General features: G+C 44.0%; 16 protein-coding genes. 8 read left to right on the top strand and 8 right to left on the bottom strand.

Annotation, left to right across the window (positions count from 1 at the left end; genetic code table 11):
- Positions 1 to 68 precede the first annotated feature (68 nt).
- Positions 69 to 1,655 (top strand): PAS domain-containing hybrid sensor histidine kinase/response regulator, encoded by a 1,587-nt coding sequence (locus VF412_RS15035; RefSeq protein ID WP_331340077.1) that lies wholly within the window; start codon positions 69 to 71, stop codon positions 1,653 to 1,655.
- On the opposite strand, the gene VF412_RS15030 is transcribed toward VF412_RS15035, so the two are convergent.
- The gene (locus VF412_RS15030) at positions 1,627 to 2,475 is read right to left on the bottom strand and encodes a Bd3614 family nucleic acid deaminase (protein ID WP_331340076.1); all 849 of its coding nucleotides are present in this window, start codon (positions 2,473 to 2,475) and stop codon (positions 1,627 to 1,629) included. The genes VF412_RS15035 and VF412_RS15030 overlap by 29 nt on opposite strands.
- 45 nt (positions 2,476 to 2,520) lie before the next feature.
- Between VF412_RS15030 and VF412_RS15025 the strand changes: the two genes are divergently transcribed.
- The 4 genes from VF412_RS15025 (at position 2,521) to VF412_RS15010 (ending at position 7,150) form a co-directional block, all read left to right on the top strand.
- Positions 2,521 to 3,450 carry a class I SAM-dependent methyltransferase gene (locus VF412_RS15025; protein ID WP_331340075.1) on the top strand — a complete coding sequence of 310 codons (930 nt, stop codon included), beginning with the start codon at positions 2,521 to 2,523 and terminating at the stop codon, positions 3,448 to 3,450.
- Positions 3,451 to 3,528: 78 nt separating this feature from the next.
- On the top strand, positions 3,529 to 4,980 hold the full coding sequence (locus tag VF412_RS15020) for a hypothetical protein (protein ID WP_331340074.1): 1,452 nt from the start codon (positions 3,529 to 3,531) through the stop codon (positions 4,978 to 4,980).
- 153 nt (positions 4,981 to 5,133) lie between these two features.
- Complete coding sequence (speE, locus tag VF412_RS15015; protein WP_331340073.1) at positions 5,134 to 6,423, top strand: polyamine aminopropyltransferase; 1,290 nt, start codon at positions 5,134 to 5,136, stop codon at positions 6,421 to 6,423.
- Between the two features lie 106 nt (positions 6,424 to 6,529).
- A complete protein-coding gene (locus VF412_RS15010) occupies positions 6,530 to 7,150 on the top strand; it encodes a superoxide dismutase (protein ID WP_331340072.1) in 621 nt (206 codons plus the stop codon).
- Between the two features lie 52 nt (positions 7,151 to 7,202).
- On the opposite strand, the gene VF412_RS15005 is transcribed toward VF412_RS15010, so the two are convergent.
- On the bottom strand, positions 7,203 to 7,847 hold the full coding sequence (locus VF412_RS15005) for a hypothetical protein (protein WP_331340071.1): 645 nt from the start codon (positions 7,845 to 7,847) through the stop codon (positions 7,203 to 7,205).
- A 188-nt stretch (positions 7,848 to 8,035) separates the two neighbouring features.
- Here VF412_RS15005 and VF412_RS15000 point away from each other — a divergent pair, with 188 nt between their 5' ends.
- A complete protein-coding gene (locus tag VF412_RS15000; RefSeq protein WP_331340070.1) occupies positions 8,036 to 8,221 on the top strand; it encodes a hypothetical protein in 186 nt (61 codons plus the stop codon).
- Here VF412_RS15000 and VF412_RS14995 read toward each other — a convergent pair.
- The 3 genes from VF412_RS14995 to VF412_RS14985 form a co-directional block, all read right to left on the bottom strand.
- Entirely contained in the window at positions 8,218 to 8,793 is a 576-nt protein-coding gene (locus VF412_RS14995) for a flavodoxin family protein (RefSeq protein ID WP_331340069.1), read from the bottom strand. The two genes, VF412_RS15000 and VF412_RS14995, sit on opposite strands and share 4 nt — an antisense overlap.
- Positions 8,794 to 8,935: 142 nt before the next feature.
- Positions 8,936 to 9,523 carry a BON domain-containing protein gene (locus tag VF412_RS14990; protein WP_331340068.1) on the bottom strand — a complete coding sequence of 196 codons (588 nt, stop codon included), beginning with the start codon at positions 9,521 to 9,523 and terminating at the stop codon, positions 8,936 to 8,938.
- 40 nt (positions 9,524 to 9,563) lie between these two features.
- Positions 9,564 to 9,962: an HPF/RaiA family ribosome-associated protein gene (locus VF412_RS14985; RefSeq protein ID WP_331340067.1), complete on the bottom strand. Its 399-nt coding sequence runs from the start codon at positions 9,960 to 9,962 to the stop codon at positions 9,564 to 9,566.
- A gap of 203 nt (positions 9,963 to 10,165) precedes the next feature.
- Between VF412_RS14985 and VF412_RS14980 the strand changes: the two genes are divergently transcribed.
- Complete coding sequence (locus tag VF412_RS14980; protein ID WP_331340066.1) at positions 10,166 to 11,089, top strand: LysR family transcriptional regulator; 924 nt, start codon at positions 10,166 to 10,168, stop codon at positions 11,087 to 11,089.
- Here the strand turns inward: VF412_RS14980 and VF412_RS14975 are convergent.
- Positions 11,086 to 12,312: a M28 family peptidase gene (locus VF412_RS14975; RefSeq protein ID WP_331340065.1), complete on the bottom strand. Its 1,227-nt coding sequence runs from the start codon at positions 12,310 to 12,312 to the stop codon at positions 11,086 to 11,088. The two genes, VF412_RS14980 and VF412_RS14975, sit on opposite strands and share 4 nt — an antisense overlap.
- A 111-nt stretch (positions 12,313 to 12,423) precedes the next feature.
- Here VF412_RS14975 and VF412_RS14970 point away from each other — a divergent pair, with 111 nt between their 5' ends.
- Positions 12,424 to 13,998, top strand: a complete 1,575-nt coding sequence (locus VF412_RS14970) for a B12-binding domain-containing radical SAM protein (protein WP_331340064.1) — start codon at positions 12,424 to 12,426, stop codon at positions 13,996 to 13,998.
- Here the strand turns inward: VF412_RS14970 and VF412_RS14965 are convergent.
- Together VF412_RS14965 and ubiG are read right to left on the bottom strand one after the other, a co-directional pair.
- Positions 13,949 to 14,458 carry a DUF1772 domain-containing protein gene (locus VF412_RS14965; RefSeq protein ID WP_331340063.1) on the bottom strand — a complete coding sequence of 170 codons (510 nt, stop codon included), beginning with the start codon at positions 14,456 to 14,458 and terminating at the stop codon, positions 13,949 to 13,951. The genes VF412_RS14970 and VF412_RS14965 overlap by 50 nt on opposite strands.
- A 66-nt stretch (positions 14,459 to 14,524) precedes the next feature.
- Positions 14,525 to 15,295 carry a bifunctional 2-polyprenyl-6-hydroxyphenol methylase/3-demethylubiquinol 3-O-methyltransferase UbiG gene (gene ubiG / locus VF412_RS14960; protein WP_331340062.1) on the bottom strand — a complete coding sequence of 257 codons (771 nt, stop codon included), beginning with the start codon at positions 15,293 to 15,295 and terminating at the stop codon, positions 14,525 to 14,527.
- Between the last annotated feature and the right edge of the window lie 89 nt (positions 15,296 to 15,384).

The raw sequence follows: 15,384 nt of genomic DNA, 5'->3' as shown, positions 1-15,384 counted from the left end.
CAAAACTTTAACGCCCAAGAGATTTTGTAATTTTATTTATTAAGATTTTTTTAGATACACTTAATCTCATGAACGATTCCGTCTACCACGCTTTGCTAAATTCCCACGCTCTGATCGAGCTTTCTGTCGACGGGCAGATTCTGTGGGCAAATCAGAATTATCTCAATCTGATGGGTTATGAGCTTCAGGAACTCGTTGGCCACAAACACACATTATTGCTTCCTCAATTTCAAGAAAATGAACGCGAGTACACAGAGATGTGGAAAAGTCTTGCGGATGGAAAACCACAAACGGGCGAATTCAAGCGCCTGACGAAGTCGGGCAAAACTGTTTGGGTGCAAGGCGCTTACAATCCCATCAAGGATGAAAGCGGCAACATCATCAAAATTCTGAAGATGGCGATTGATATCACCGAGAAAAAGATTCTTGCAGAAAACCTTGAAAGAAAGAATCGCGAACTACAAATGACAGCGGCGAAAGCCAGAGCGGCAACTCACGCGAAATCTGCTTTTCTTGCCAATATGTCTCACGAGATCCGTACACCTCTAAATTCAATCATTGGCATCACGGATACTTTGGCCGAAACCAATTTAGATCCGCAACAATCATCTTTTGTAGAGATCCTTCAACGTGCCAATCACCAATTAATGACGATCATCAATGACATCCTTGATTTGACGAAGGTTGAATCAGGCGAGATTCAGCTGCACATCATGCCATTCAATCTTCAAAAGGTTATTGATGACGTTGTTTCTGTCCTTGGCTTTCGCGCAAAGGAAAAAGGTCTACAACTTAATGTGCACGTCGCTCGAGACGTTGAAAACACTTTCTTAGGTGATTCAGATCGTCTTCGCCAAGTCGTGATAAATCTTTTAAGCAACTCGATCAAATTCACACATCAAGGTTCTGTAACTTTGTTAGTTAGTAAAAATACGACAACAAAGCCTGGAAATCTGTTATTCCGCATTTCTGACTCAGGTATCGGCATTCCGAAGAGCATGTTCAAGGATATCTTCCGTGCCTTCACTCAGGCAGACTCTGCAACGACACGTCGTTATGGAGGCACAGGTTTAGGGCTTTCCATTTCCCAAAAAATCGTCGAAATGATGGGTGGTCAGATTTGGCTCGAAAGTGAATTAGGTTCCGGCAGCGTTTTCTATTTCACAGCAAATATGCCATTCAGTGAAGAACGTGTCACAGGGATGAACGCCCTTGAAGGCCGTTTCCATATGAATGACATAAAACACGCTATCTTAAATACCCGTCTTAAAATCCTAGTAGTGGATGACGTAGATGACAATCGCCACCTCTTTGGCATTTACCTACAAAAAACTGCTCACGAAATTCAATATGCTGAGAGTGGCATTGATGCTCTTCGTTTGATCGAAAAAACTCATTTCGACATCATCTTCATGGACGTGCAAATGCCGGGTATGGATGGTTACGAGACAACTCGCTTGATTCGCCAGATGGAAAACGTTCAAGGGCGTGCCCCATCAAAAATTCTGGCGTGTACAGCAAATGCATTTACTGAAGACGTGCAAAAGAGTCTGAATGCAGGTTGCGATCTACATCTATCAAAGCCGGTGCGTAAGGACACACTTCTTAAGGCCATTAACAGCTTTGCTATTCCTGCGACAGATGTCGCTTATTAATTCCCAAGCGGTCTAGGACTGTCTGACGGGAAAGGGATCCTGTTTCTTCCACTTCGTAAAAAACCTGAATGGATCGTGGGTTTGCACACCAATCATGAATCATTCCTGCGCACATCTTACAGGGCTTATGAGTGCTGTACAAAATAGCGCCTTCAGGGATTTGTATTCCACGGTCACGATGCAACCTCTGGATTAAATTCACTTCTGCGTGCAGGGTTTTATTTTTCGAATTGGAATTAGCGCCGTAACTTAAAAGTTCACCAGACTTACTTACAAGAATGGCTGCAATGTTGCGATCATAATCATGCAAAATGCCTCCGCGGGGAACCCTTTCAGAAATGCTTTTCGCGAAGGCTAAAAAGCCACTTGCGTCCTGAGGACTTTGCTCTTGCATCCATTGTTGAACACGCGCGAGAGCAATTTTGTTTTCGTCGTTTAAATGGGAGAATTCAGTCAGCGTCAATTGCGGCACCCCAATTCGCTTAAAAGTTAAGCCGGGAATATCAGAATCCGCTGAAAGATTTTGTTCGTTGACTAATACATTTTCTGTCGCTCTTTTGGCGACGACTTTGATCATCCCCCTGCACATCTCGGACAAGGCAGCTGTCGTGAATATACGATTTCTTAGGATGAAAAAACTATGATCGATATGCTGATCAAAAAGTATCTGCAGCAGCTTCACCACCGCCGACGAAGGCGCTTTCACGTTTTTCGGAAAATAGGTGTAATAGACGATGCCCTTATGTTCGACAAAAGCCGTCTCAAAACCTTCTTGGTTGAGTAAAAATGCTAGATGTTCGGCTCTTTTTTCATCCGTCATGAAGAATTAGTACCATATCCCTAGGTTTTTGTCTAAAACGCCCCTATGGATATGATCAAGAATCGCCTCGAAAAGAATTATAAAAAACTCAAGCAGTGGGCCGAACGCCAAAATATCGAAGCCTACCGTCTTTACGACCGCGATATCCCCGAATATCCATTCATCGTCGATGTATATAAAGATCACTTCGTCATTTATGACAAGAGCGACTTCATTAAAGACAAAGATAAAAACCATCTTCCTCATGTAACCGACGCCTTGAAAGCTTTGTTCAAATGCGAAGACGATAAGATGGTGATTAAGAAACGCGAACGCCAGGAAGGTTTGAATCAATACGAAAAACTTGCTGCTAAAAACGAAACCTTTACTGTTCGCGAAAGCCAAGCCCTGCTTAAAGTGAATTTGTACGATTATCTGGATACAGGTCTTTTCTTAGACCACCGTCCGATGCGCCAAAAGGTTTATAAAACGGCGAAAGACACAAAATTCTTAAATCTGTTTTGCTACACCGGATCAGTCAGTGTTTTTGCGGCCCTTGGTGGCGCACGCACAACAAGCATCGATATGTCTCAAACATATCTTCGGTGGGCGCAGGACAACTTTGACTTAAATAACATCGATTTAGGCAGCCACAGCTTTGTGAACGAAAATGTCATCGAATGGCTGCACCAGAATCGCCATTCGAAAAAGTTTGATATGATCTTTTTGGACCCACCCACATTCTCGAATTCAAAAAAGATGAATGAATCCTTTGAGGTTGAGCGCGACCAGGATTTCCTCGTGGACAGTTGCATGCAGATGTTGAATCCAAATGGCGTCCTTTATTTTTCCAACAACAAAAGAAAATTTAAAATTAGCGAAAACATCGCCTCAAGATATAAAGTCCGCGACATCACCGAAGAAAGCATTCCACAAGATTTTCACGACAAAAAGATCCACAACTGCTTCGAGATCAAATTAATTAATAAGACTTAAGGGACCTATCGTCGTCGTAAGGTGTAGATCCCTGTTCACTTTGCTTCACTAGTTGAAACTCTTTTAATGAGGTGAACAGTGAACCGTGCGTTTTCGAAGATTTCTTTGAGTGTACTCTTTGCATTATCAACTTCGGTGAGTTCTGCGGCTCCGTCGGCAAAACCACCAGCAAACCCGGCTCCGCCCTCTAAGGTCAAGCGCCCTCCACAATATGTGATGATCGGTTTTGATGGTGGGCTGAATCTTCCACACTGGCAAGAGATGCGCGACTTTTCGAAGGCCATGAAGAGAGCAAAGAAACCGGTGGCTTTCACCTATTTCGTTAGTGGCGTCTATTTCCTCTCCCACAACAATAAACATATCTATGCAGCTCCAAAACATACACCCGGCTATTCTTTAATTGGCTTCGCTGAAGACAAACCTGAAATCATTTCCGATCGCGTGGATATGATGAATGGCGCTTTCGTCGAAGGAGCTGAAATCGCCTCGAATGCCAATGGTCACTTTGATGCTTCAGAAGACAAATGGAACGCTGATGATTGGAGTTCTGAACTTAAACAGTACGACGATTTGCTTTTCGGTGCGTTCTTTAATAACAAGGCTCAACCCAATCCTATGAACAAATATCCTCACGGATATGCCTTTGACTCTAAAGAGATCGTTGGCTTCCGCGCGCCCAACCTAGGTATCACACCGGATCTTTACCCTGAACTGAAAGCCTATGGGTATAAATACGACATTTCTTCGACGGGTGAACCTATGTTCTGGCCAAGAAAAGATGCCAATGGCATCTGGCGCTTCCAAGTGCCATCCATCGAACTTGCGGGAACCGCTAAAAAGGTTCTTAGTATGGACTACAATTTCTATGAGGCCCAATCTAAAGGCGTTGATGATCTTGCTAATCGCGAGGTGTATCGCAAGCAAATGCTCGATTCCTATATGAACTATTTTAACAACAATTATTATGGCAATAGAACACCAGTTTTTATTGGCCATCACTTTGCTTTGTACAACGGCGGCGCTTATTGGGATGCCGTCAAAGATTTCGCGACACAAGTGTGCGGCAAGCCTGAAGTAAAGTGTGTCACCTACAAACAATATGCGATGTGGATCGACAGTCTTAAAGACGACAAATTCATGGCCTACCGGAACGGTCAGTTCGATTTACTACCTCGCCCAAGAACTCTGGATTACCAGCCAGCACGCTCGTTAGATGTTCGACTGCAATTGCGAAAGATTGGAGAGGAACTCAAAATTATCGCCTCCGGAGCGGATTACTCTAGCGAGCGTATGAAAATCGTCATCTCAATCGACGGCAAAATAATGCCACTCAAAAAAGATCTGAACCTTCAGACTTTGCGCCATCAGTTCCCTGTTGGATCTGAGCTAAGAATTTCAGCATCAGTCAGAAATCGCCGAGGTTTGGAACTTCAAAGTGATACTCACGTGATCCGAGACCTGGGGACAGCGCAAGAAGAATTCGTGGAAATTCCACTCGAAGGAAACCTAAAAACAGACAAATTTTTGTAAGTGCGAAGTCTGACTAAGTCCTTGATAAAACGATTTTTTTCATAGACTCGCGCTGAGGCCAAAATATTCCTTGTCAGGGGGGTAAAAAGATCCTAGAACCCCCCTTCAAATTCATAAAAGTTTTTTAGTTTTTTAGCTTTGGAGGACACGGAATTGAAAGCTTTAGGTCGTCATATTTTGGTAGAGTTCAGTGGTTGTAACGCAGAAGTCTTGAACGACGTTTCGATCATTGAAAGAAGTATGATTGAGGCGGCTCAGATCGCTGGCGCTACAGTTATCAATTCAACGTTCCACCATTTTTCTCCATGGGGCGTGAGCGGGGTTGTTGTGATCCAAGAAAGCCATCTTGCGATTCACACTTGGCCTGAATACAGATACGCAGCAGTGGATCTTTTCACATGCGGCGAATCCGTTGATCCTTGGGTTTCTTTCGAACATTTGAAAAAAGCTTTCCAAGCAAATTACTCTGCACTTGAAATGAATCGCGGCTCTTTGCACGTTATTCAAAAATCTGACTTCCAACCAAAAGTTATGCGCGACAAACCGTCCTTCGACTTGTCTAAAGGCGCACAAATCGAGCGCAACGTTTGGTTCACAGACAAAGATGAAAATCAGGCTTTGTCTTTGCGCTATACGGGTGAAGTTCTTTTCGACGAAACAAATCCATTCCAGCGTGTTCGAGTTTTGGATTCTTACTCTCATGGAAAATTTTTGGCCATCAACAACATGGTGATGTGCACAGAGCGTGACGAATTTCACTATCACGAAATGATCACTCATCCTGTGATGCAAACTCACGGTAGCGCAAAAAATGTTTTGGTTATCGGTGGGGGCGATGGCGGAACTATTCGCGAGTTGTTCAAATACGACCAAATCGAAAAAGTAACAATGGTTGAAATTGATGAAGCCGTTGTGCGAGCTTCTAAGGAGCATTTGCCAACAATCGCATCTGAATTTGGCAATGCGAAGTTGAATCTTATTATCGGCGATGGCATTCAATTCGTAAAAGATGCGAAGCCAGGTTCTTACGATGTGATCATCGTGGATGGTTCGGACCCAGTAGGTCCTGCGCAAGGTCTTTTCACTGCAGAGTTCTATACAAACTGCAAAAATGCATTGAAAGATGGCGGCTTGATCGTGACTCAAGGCGAATCTCCAATGTTTCATGAAGGCACTTTCGTAGAGCTTAATCAGTGCTTAAAGGGCATCTTCGGTCAAAGCAGTGTTCACACAATGCTGTTCCATGCGACCACTTATCCATCAGGCATGTGGAGCTTACAAGTTGGCGTGAAGGGTTCCAAACACCCTGCGAAAGACTTCAATAAAGACCAAGCGCGCCAATTCTCACTAGCCAAAGGTCTTAAGTACTACAATGAAGACCTACACACTGCGGCTTTCAGTTTGCCTACGTTCGTCAGAACAATGCTTGGCGATAAAGCTTAAGATAGACCATCTCTTGTTTTCATTATAGTTTCATTTACGAGCCATTTCACATTCGGAATGGCTCGTTTTCTTTGGAATTATTTTTAACTGAAACAGGAGGCGTTCAATGTTCAAACTTCCGCAACTTCCTTACGCAAAAACTGATTTAGCTCCTTTGTTCAATGAAGAACAAATGACTTATCACTACGATAAACATCACAAAGCGTATATCGACAATCTTAACAAAGCGATGGAAACAGATTCTTCTCTAAAAGGTAAATCTTTGGAAGAAATCGTAACTTCATCTTCAGGTGCTAACTTCAATAACTCTGCACAAGCATGGAACCACACATTCTTCTGGTTCAACATGGCTCCAAACGGCAAAGGTGGCAAACCATCTGCTGATCTTGAAGCTGCGATCAAACGCGACTTCGGTTCAATGGATGACTTGAAAGCTAAATTCGTTGATGGCGGTGTTAAAACTTTCGGATCTGGCTGGATCTGGTTGTGCACAGATGCTTCAGGCAAATTGAGCTTGGTATCTACATCAAATGCAGCAGTTCCATTCACAAACAACGGCCCAACTCCTTTGATGGTTGCTGACGTTTGGGAGCATGCTTACTACGTTGATTACCGAAATCTTCGTGCAAAATACCTTGAGACTTTCTGGGCTCAAATCAACTGGGCATTCGTTTCTGAAAACTTCGCATCTAAAAAAGTTCGCGATTTGACGAAATCAATGACGTAGTTCGAAAAGAACCATAGTTAAAAAAGGGAGCCAATGGCTCCCTTTTTTATTTCTAGATCTGCACGCGGGCGAAGATCTCGACAGTGCATTGAATCTGTTGAGGGGTATCAGGCAACGCTTGCGCCGCTGAATCACAGATATGCCAATCTTCTTTTGGACCAAACAATCCATAGCGACGACGTTGTTCGACTCTGTGAGATGCTTCCGTCGGTCCCGCGACAATTCTGCACGCCATTCCGAAAACACGCTGACACACTTGCAACGCATTTTGCGCAGCCCCGTTTTGCGCAGCCGATTTGCACGAAGCTTCATTTACGTTTTTATCATCAATATGGCCACTGGCAGTCTGCGGTTGAATTCGAGCCGGTGCCCCGATGATTCTTTGCCCTTGAATTGCACATGTTCGAAAGTAAGTTGTTTGTCTTTGACAGTCGTAAACGGCATTATTCGCGACCGAATTCGCACGTTGATAAGCATTGTTAAGACAATCTTGATCATTTACACCCAGAGCCGAAACATCTACACGTCCCTCCACATGCATGTCGGCGCGAACGCGATCCAGAACAGCACGTTCCGTTTCCGCAGCGATTCTTTGAGTGTCTTGAGGACTGCAAGCTGGTGCAGGTGGTGTTTGAGCTAAAGCGTTGAAACTGACAAATGAACCAATGATGGCTAGCATGATGATGGAACTTTTCACTTTGAAGACCTCCGTTGTCTTTCCAGGATCTTTCCTTTTCAAAAGTTAGGCCAAAGTGTTCAGTGTCAATGTGACGCTAGGTCCAGCGCCATTCTTATTCCATTTTCAGTTTGGGAATTTTCAATATCATAATTTTGCTTTCTGAATTGTGATTGTTAGTCTAGATCCAAGCACAAGGAGCATTCGCGATGACATTGACTCGAATTGTTTCTCAAGATGAATGGTCACAATTAACAGTAACCACGCAAATGCTCAAAAAAATCCAAGTCGTCCTTTGGCAAGATCCTGGTACGAATGAAATTTTAAAGGCATTTTCACACGAAGGAAAAGTTTGTCCCGTTATCGATATTTGGCGAAAAATGTTTCTTCGTTAGAACTTAAGCCACTTTCTTTTTGGATCTGATTTATCAACGGGCCATGTCGTCCAATTGACTTGAAGATCACAGGCCTTCACTAAGTTATCAATGATGAGTTCCGCATCATCGATGTGCCAAAAATCTTTTGCATGGGAACTTTTTCCTTTTAAAGCGATATCGCTGACCAAAGAGTAAACCATTCCGCTCATCGGTGGAATCAAGAAGCCCATGGTTGAAAGCACGCCCTGCAACCGCGACAACACAGACTTTCCGCCAACCGAATGCATTAGTACAAAGACAGCACATGGTTTACCCAGAATCGCAGGTGTCGCTTCAAGTTCTGTCATTTGTTCTAAAAGCTTTTGCATGGGGCTACCCCAGGAGTCCCAATAAGTCCCTGTCACAAAAACTATGGCAGAAGCCGCCGCTATCTTCTTGCGCAAGGCTGGCCCATAAGAGGTCCTATTCAGATGAACTACTTCCAATTCGACATTCTTTTCGAAAAATTTAAAAAGGTTTCCAATAAAGACTGCACAGTTGCCTTTATCACCCGAGGGACTGCCATTTAAAATCAAGATCTTGTGACTCATAGAAAGATGATAAAAGAAATTTCTCAAAAGTACTTCCATCTTTTCCTGACGCAGCATAGTCGCACAGGGAAGCTGGCACCAAAAAAAGCGGGCGTCCATTGCAGACGCCCTTTTTGGAGGGATAATTAGGGAAAGGACCGCACTAATTTTTAGAACCATCCGTCATCAAAAGACCTCCTTGGTCGAAATCTTCGAGGTCATCAGAATCATTTCTGATTGCAGGAATGAATTCCTCGAAGTTTGAATTTACAAATAAGGGAACTCGGTGAGGAGGGTCCTTAATCTCGATAAGATTAAGGACGTCCTTCACTCCCGAGAGTTCCCAGGCCGAGGCGACTGCCATTGCTTTCAATCGGGGTCGGAAGACTTCTCCGCGCAGTATAACCACCGAGTCGAGGACTCCGACTTCGATATGTTCACCGCCGATTTTTAACATCTCTGACACCTGATCGTGCAGAATATTGAAAATTTCTTCATCGCTTCGGAAATAATCCGCGGGGACCACTATTCGATCCTCGATGGACCATACGCCTTCCGTATCAGAGACCACCTCAAGCGCGGCATTCTTTCTGAAAGCTGTATCGACATATCCTACGACAATGACGTTACAACCTTTGACGATGATTTCAATATCAGCCTGACTTACCCTTTTGTCCCATTTCAGGCGATCACGAATCTTGTTGGCAAGTTCGTTGTCGATTTGGTTTTTGTGTAAAAGAGTATGAGTCATTGGACTGCTCCTCTCGGCACAAGTTAATTAAAATTTCTAATTACGCTGGTAGAATACTTAGTAGCATTTGTTCTTCACCCCACGGAGGAATCATGTTCAACACGGGATCTGTGCGGTGATGTTGGGATTTACGTGAAGATTTTTTTGCCAAGACGATTTTTAAAGTAGCCACCGTCATTGCAACCGCACGTTTAAAACTCTCATCAGACTTTCTAATTTTGATCACCTTACGAGATTTCGTAGGTTTCAAAATAACCTCACAGGTATAATACGGTTTGCGACTTTGATTGCGATGTCTGTCAGTCTCAACCCGCACCGTAAGGTGAGCATTACCATCGTATTTGAAAAAGTCCCCACAGGCGGCTTCTAGTCTTTCCAATAGGAAATCTTCGAGGTTTTCAGTACGTGTAACGTCTCTATAGTAGATGTCTGTTTGCATATCTACCTCCTTGTAACCTCATTATCGCTAATAAGGACACCTTTCTAAAATATATAATTTAAATGCTACACATAGTTTTAAGTTATGTATTAAATTGATCCTATAAAGGATACGCTTGGTTTTCCCGACACTTACAGAAACTAGTCACGATTGCGGTGCCAAAAAGGCGCTTAAAAACACGTGTCAACAGGGGGTCCAGTTTTATGATCAACTACAATCATTTCTATTACTTTTATGTAACGGCGAAGCTCGGCGGCGTCAGTAATGCCGCTAATTATCTTCACATCAGTCAACCATCTTTAAGTGCGCAACTTAAAGTTTTTGAAAATTCTTTGGGGAAAAAACTATTTCGTAAAGAGGGAAGAAAACTGCAACTTAGTGTCGATGGAGAAAAGGCATTTGCCTACGCAAGAAAAATGTTCGACATCGCAGCCGATTTTTCTGAGTCGTTAAAGACTCCCTCTGAAAAACAAAGCTTGCGCATCCGTATCGGCGTCAGTGACCAAGTGGAAAGACCTTTCGTTGCCGACTTGCTAAGCCCACTGGTCGTTCAAAAGCGCAAAGGCCTGGAAAGAATTTTCTCTGTGAGCTCGGGACCTGACGAGGTTTTGGGAAAATCTTTGCGCAGTCAGGAAATCGATCTGATCCTAACAAATCGCACGGTCTATTCAGAAGACCTGGAAGAGATCGCGGCCGTGGCGATGCCCGTGAAGCTTTTCGTTTCGTCACAAAATCTTAAAAGTTTTAAAATGCGCGTTTCAAAAGGAACTGCGGCAGAGTCTTTCATTGCTGCCTCTCCATGGGGTATGGTCATTCCGTCGACGAAATTGAAACTTCGTCACGAGACTGATTTGTACATGCAAGAAGTAAAAACCCGTAAGCGTATTGTTTTTGAGTCCGACATTATGTCTGTGGTAGGACGAGCTATCTCAGATGGTGCAGGTTTTGGATTTTTACCAACACCCTATTTAAACGAGGAGATGAAAATGGGGCTCGTCTCTGCGATCGGCCCCAAGAATGGATACTGGCAACATATGCTGTATTTGATCGCTCGAAAGGATGCTCATCGTGATCAAGCGATTGAAGAGGTAAAGAACGCTGTCAAAGCTATGGAGCGTTGGTCTTAGTACGGCTGACGTGCCGTACTGTTTGCCAAATCCATTGCGAAGATCAACGCGATCTTTGTATAAGCCACCGAGTGATTGAAGTTTGAATCCGTCGTTACAAGGTCACGTGCTGTGTGAATGTTTGGATTCATATCGTCCATCTTAGCTTCGAACGGCATCAATGTTGGATAGCCTTGGCGATACCACGATGCGTGGTCGCTGCAACCGTAACCACATTCACTATCGACAACTTGCGCATGGATATAAACATCATTCATTGATTTCAAATAGTCACGAAGCCAAGAGCTGGTAAAATCTGTCATACTTCCGATCACAAGCTCGCCCGAGCCTGGGAACAAGGTCATATCCAATTGCAATACCCCTACAACATCGGCTTTTTGAGCTTTGTATTGTTTTGCAATTTCAGCGGAGCCAAGAAGACCTGACTCTTCACCAGCATACCAGAAGAAATCCACTGTACGCTTTGGTTGAGCTTTCGTGCTTGCGATACGCAAAGCTTCGATCAAGTTTGAAGAACCTGATGCATTATCGTCCGCACCCGGCGCTTTGTCTCCCCCACTCCATGACATGTTGATCGAATCCAAGTGAGCACCCAGAACCACGATCTCGTTTGGCTTCTCACTGCCCGTCAAACGCACGCGCACTGATTTTTGGTTTGTGCTTTGATGATCAATCAAAGTCACTTCATGAGGAATAGAAGAACTTGCAAGCATGTCTTCCAATTTCTTTTTCAAATCGTTGACGTGTACGTTTGGATTTGAAGCCCTGTTAAAGCGAGTGCCGTATGAAGACAACCACGCTACAGTCGCTTGCATGTTTTCAACTTTGATTTCATCAATCGCCGAAGCCAATGCCTTGTTTTGACCTACATCCATAGCACGGAATGGAGCACGCTCATACAGAGCATCTTTTTTCAGATGCTGAGACAAGCTTGCGATCATACCCGCGAAACCTTGAACAGAAATCGCCTTTTCTTGGCTGAGGTCTTCGAAACCACCGCACTTACCGTTGGCGTGAGTATACTCTTGAAGCCTTTGCTGGGATTCCGGAGTCACAACTGCGTACCCAACCTGAGCATATTCGTCCTTAGACATCACGGGGATGTTCAAAGCACGAAGGTCCTTCAAATCCGCTAGGATTGGCTTTGTTTGGAAGTTTTCAAGGGGAACATGCGCTTGGGCGATAGATGCGACGAATAAAACGGCCATCATGGCGATTTTCATATTTCATTCCTTTGAAAAGAGGATTGCTACGAAATAATGCTAACGAAAATGTCCGCATGTTGGCAAAGAGAATTCGCTTATTTTTTCAACATGCATTAGGATGGCGAACTTATGAAAACCGATATCTTGCTAGTGACCTTGAATTCCTCTTATGCCCACTCTTCATTTGGTTTGCGCTATCTGTATGCGAACCTCAAAGAACTGCAGGAGCACGCACAAATCGTGGAATACACGATCGCAAGATCTCCACGCGATATCGTTGAGTCGTTGCTTAGCAAAAAACCGAAAGTGATTGGCTTAGGGGTTTACATCTGGAACGCCGACGAGTCTTTGGAAGTGGTTTCATTACTAAAGAAAGTCAGCCCTGAAACAATCATTGTTTTAGGTGGACCGGAAGTCAGTCACGAAGCTGAAAATAACCGCATTTGCCAAATTGCGGATTTCACCATCAAGGGCGAAGGAGACTTCTTATTCCATGACTTCTGCCATAATTTTTTGAATCTAGGGATTTTGCCTGATCAGAAAATAATCTCAGGGGCACTTCCTGATATTAAAGCCATTGCCTCCCCTTATGCCTATTACACTGAAGAGGATATCAAGAATCGTGTGATCTATGTGGAAGTGTCTCGCGGCTGTCCTTATCGCTGTGAATATTGCCTCTCATCACTGGACAAAGCAGTACGCAGCTTCGATGTTCCGGCATTCTTAGCAGACATGCAGATGCTTTTGGACCGCGGGGCAAGACAATTTAAATTCATTGATCGTACTTTTAATTTAAGCCCCACCACTTGCACGCAGATTCTGCAATTCTTCTTGGATCGCATTGATTTGGGATTGTTCCTGCATTTTGAGATGGTTCCGGATCGTTTGCCGACAGAAATTCGCGATTTGATTAAAAAGTTTCCTGCCGGGGCTTTGCAGTTTGAGATCGGTATTCAAACTTGGAACGCGGATGTTGCGAAACTTGTCAGCCGCCGCAATGACTATGAAAAAGTAAAAGATAATTTCAAATTCCTGGCAGCAGAAACGGGAGTTCACACTCACGCCGATCTGATTGTGGGTCTGCCTGGGGAAAACTTGGAAAGCTTCGGAAAAGGTTTCGACATTTTGTCAGAGCTTAAGCCTGACGAAATCCAAGTCGGCATCTTGAAGCGTTTAAAGGGCGCCCCTATTGCCCGTCACGACAAAGAATGGGAAATGATCTATGCAGACCAACCTCCATTCCAAATCCTGCGCACGAAAACGATGGACTTTGCGACTCTGCAAAAGATGAATCGCTTTGCGAAGTTCTGGGATCTTTATGCGAACAGCGGAAATTTCAAAAATATGACTGCCGTGTTGCGAGAGCGTTCAACAAAACGTGACGATCAATCCTTCTTCTGGGAGTTCTTTGCGTTTACTGAATTTTTATCTGCGCGCCATTCACAGTATTTCGGTATCTCACTCATGAGCCTTTTTGAATCCGCAATGGCTTACCTCACCGAAGCTTTGCAATGGCCGGTAGAGGAAGCTCGTGATTTGATTTTGCAAGATTATCGCGCTTCAGGAAAAATCGATTGGCCAAAGTTCCTGCGTGTCGGCGCTGACGTTCAAGAAAAAGTTCAGGCAGATACTCAAACCCAAAAGTCGAACTTGCCTAAAAGGCAGCAGCGACATCTCGGGAAGCTTGAGACTCAGAATTCATAATAACAGAAGAAGCAAGCAATAAACTGAAGCTTGCTACTAACAGAGCACAACGCCAGTACATAAAGTACAACCACTGTGCTCTGATCTGACCCCAGTCCATAGGAACACCTTGCAGTACCCATGAATGAATCAAGGTATTGAGTGGGAAATTTCCAACCCACGTCATCATCAACTCATCAAGCACACATAGAAGAGCGAACAGTACGAAAAAGAAATCCAGGTTCCGCCATCGACGACGCATTCCGAAAAGTTCCAATGCTAAGAACATCACCAGCAAAATGCATAAAGATGGAGTCCAGGACAAAAATGACCTTTGCAAAGACTCGTGAAAAGCCATGTACGAAGACGCAGACAATTTTTCCATCGCTGGCCCCATTCCTAAAACAAAGGCAAAGGCATTTCCAGCAAGAAGGCCGACTAGCAACAAACTAGAGTACCTAATGAGATTATTTAAGTTCATCGGGCTCTTATGCCAAAAACTTCTTGAAAAAACAAATTTTACTTTATCAATGTACATTAATTTACACTAGTGCTCGCGAAGCTTCTTAGCGTAGCCCAAGTAAGAGCTGCTGGTGCTTTTAGTCCATTTAAACTTGAAGTTCTTGGGTACTTCGCGCGTGCGAAGCAACTTCCAGAAGGCCTTTTGAAAGATAATCGGAGCAGTTCCCCGCATAATTTGAATATCCATCCCTGCGTTATTCACCCACTCATCTACCTCTTGAGGCTTTCTAAACAGTGAATAAACATGAGTTTCACGGGTCGTGTTCTTAACAAACCACTGCATTCCTTTTATAACGAATAAAAAACTCCATCTATTTCGGTTGAATGTATGAAAGAAGAAAAGTCCACCGGGCCTTAGAACCCGAGAGGCCTCAAAGATTATCTTTTGCGGATCTGACACATGCTCTAAGAGATCCATGGCCACAACGACATCAAAACTTTCCCGCGCAAAGGGCAGCGCATAGGCATCGGCCGCCATATAGCGCACTGACTTTGTTTCGTCATGGGCCGCAGCGACCTGCAAAGCATTCTCGGCAATATCAACGCCGGTCACTTTATGTTCCGCTTTTGCTGCTTCGTTGGCAAAAAAACCCGCGCCACATCCGATATCTAAAATTTCCGCGTGATATCCGATGTACTTGCGAATTTCCGCCAAAATCCACGGGGTCGTCAGTTGGTTCTGACTTCGTAGCAGCGCAATAGGATCATCCGAGGCATCGTACCAACGCTGTCCCAACTGCTGATATTTTTCTTTATCTGTGATGTCTCGATTTACATTCGTGCGCTCGACCTGCATGGATACCCCTTCTTTCCAAGTTATCAAGTCTGCGAAGGCGCTTAAAGCCAGGCGAAGTCCAGTGACAAGAATCAGTTATCAATTCAACT

Source organism: Bdellovibrio sp., from assembly GCF_036384735.1.
Lineage (GTDB): Bacteria > Bdellovibrionota > Bdellovibrionia > Bdellovibrionales > Bdellovibrionaceae > Bdellovibrio.
Note: the sequence above shows the minus strand (reverse complement) of the source record. Positions and strands in the feature narration are given on the sequence as shown.

Coding starts and splice junctions, on each gene's coding strand:
- VF412_RS14995 (WP_331340069.1), bottom strand. CDS start 8,793: ATGAGTCACAAGATCTTGATTTTAAATGGCAGTCCCTCGGGTGATAAA.
- VF412_RS14970 (WP_331340064.1), top strand. CDS start 12,424: ATGAAAACCGATATCTTGCTAGTGACCTTGAATTCCTCTTATGCCCAC.
- VF412_RS14965 (WP_331340063.1), bottom strand. CDS start 14,458: ATGAACTTAAATAATCTCATTAGGTACTCTAGTTTGTTGCTAGTCGGC.
- VF412_RS14980 (WP_331340066.1), top strand. CDS start 10,166: ATGATCAACTACAATCATTTCTATTACTTTTATGTAACGGCGAAGCTC.
- VF412_RS14990 (WP_331340068.1), bottom strand. CDS start 9,523: ATGACTCATACTCTTTTACACAAAAACCAAATCGACAACGAACTTGCC.
- VF412_RS15000 (WP_331340070.1), top strand. CDS start 8,036: ATGACATTGACTCGAATTGTTTCTCAAGATGAATGGTCACAATTAACA.
- VF412_RS14985 (WP_331340067.1), bottom strand. CDS start 9,962: ATGCAAACAGACATCTACTATAGAGACGTTACACGTACTGAAAACCTC.
- VF412_RS15035 (WP_331340077.1), top strand. CDS start 69: ATGAACGATTCCGTCTACCACGCTTTGCTAAATTCCCACGCTCTGATC.
- VF412_RS15025 (WP_331340075.1), top strand. CDS start 2,521: ATGGATATGATCAAGAATCGCCTCGAAAAGAATTATAAAAAACTCAAG.
- VF412_RS15030 (WP_331340076.1), bottom strand. CDS start 2,475: ATGACGGATGAAAAAAGAGCCGAACATCTAGCATTTTTACTCAACCAA.
- VF412_RS14975 (WP_331340065.1), bottom strand. CDS start 12,312: ATGAAAATCGCCATGATGGCCGTTTTATTCGTCGCATCTATCGCCCAA.
- ubiG (WP_331340062.1), bottom strand. CDS start 15,295: ATGCAGGTCGAGCGCACGAATGTAAATCGAGACATCACAGATAAAGAA.
- VF412_RS15010 (WP_331340072.1), top strand. CDS start 6,530: ATGTTCAAACTTCCGCAACTTCCTTACGCAAAAACTGATTTAGCTCCT.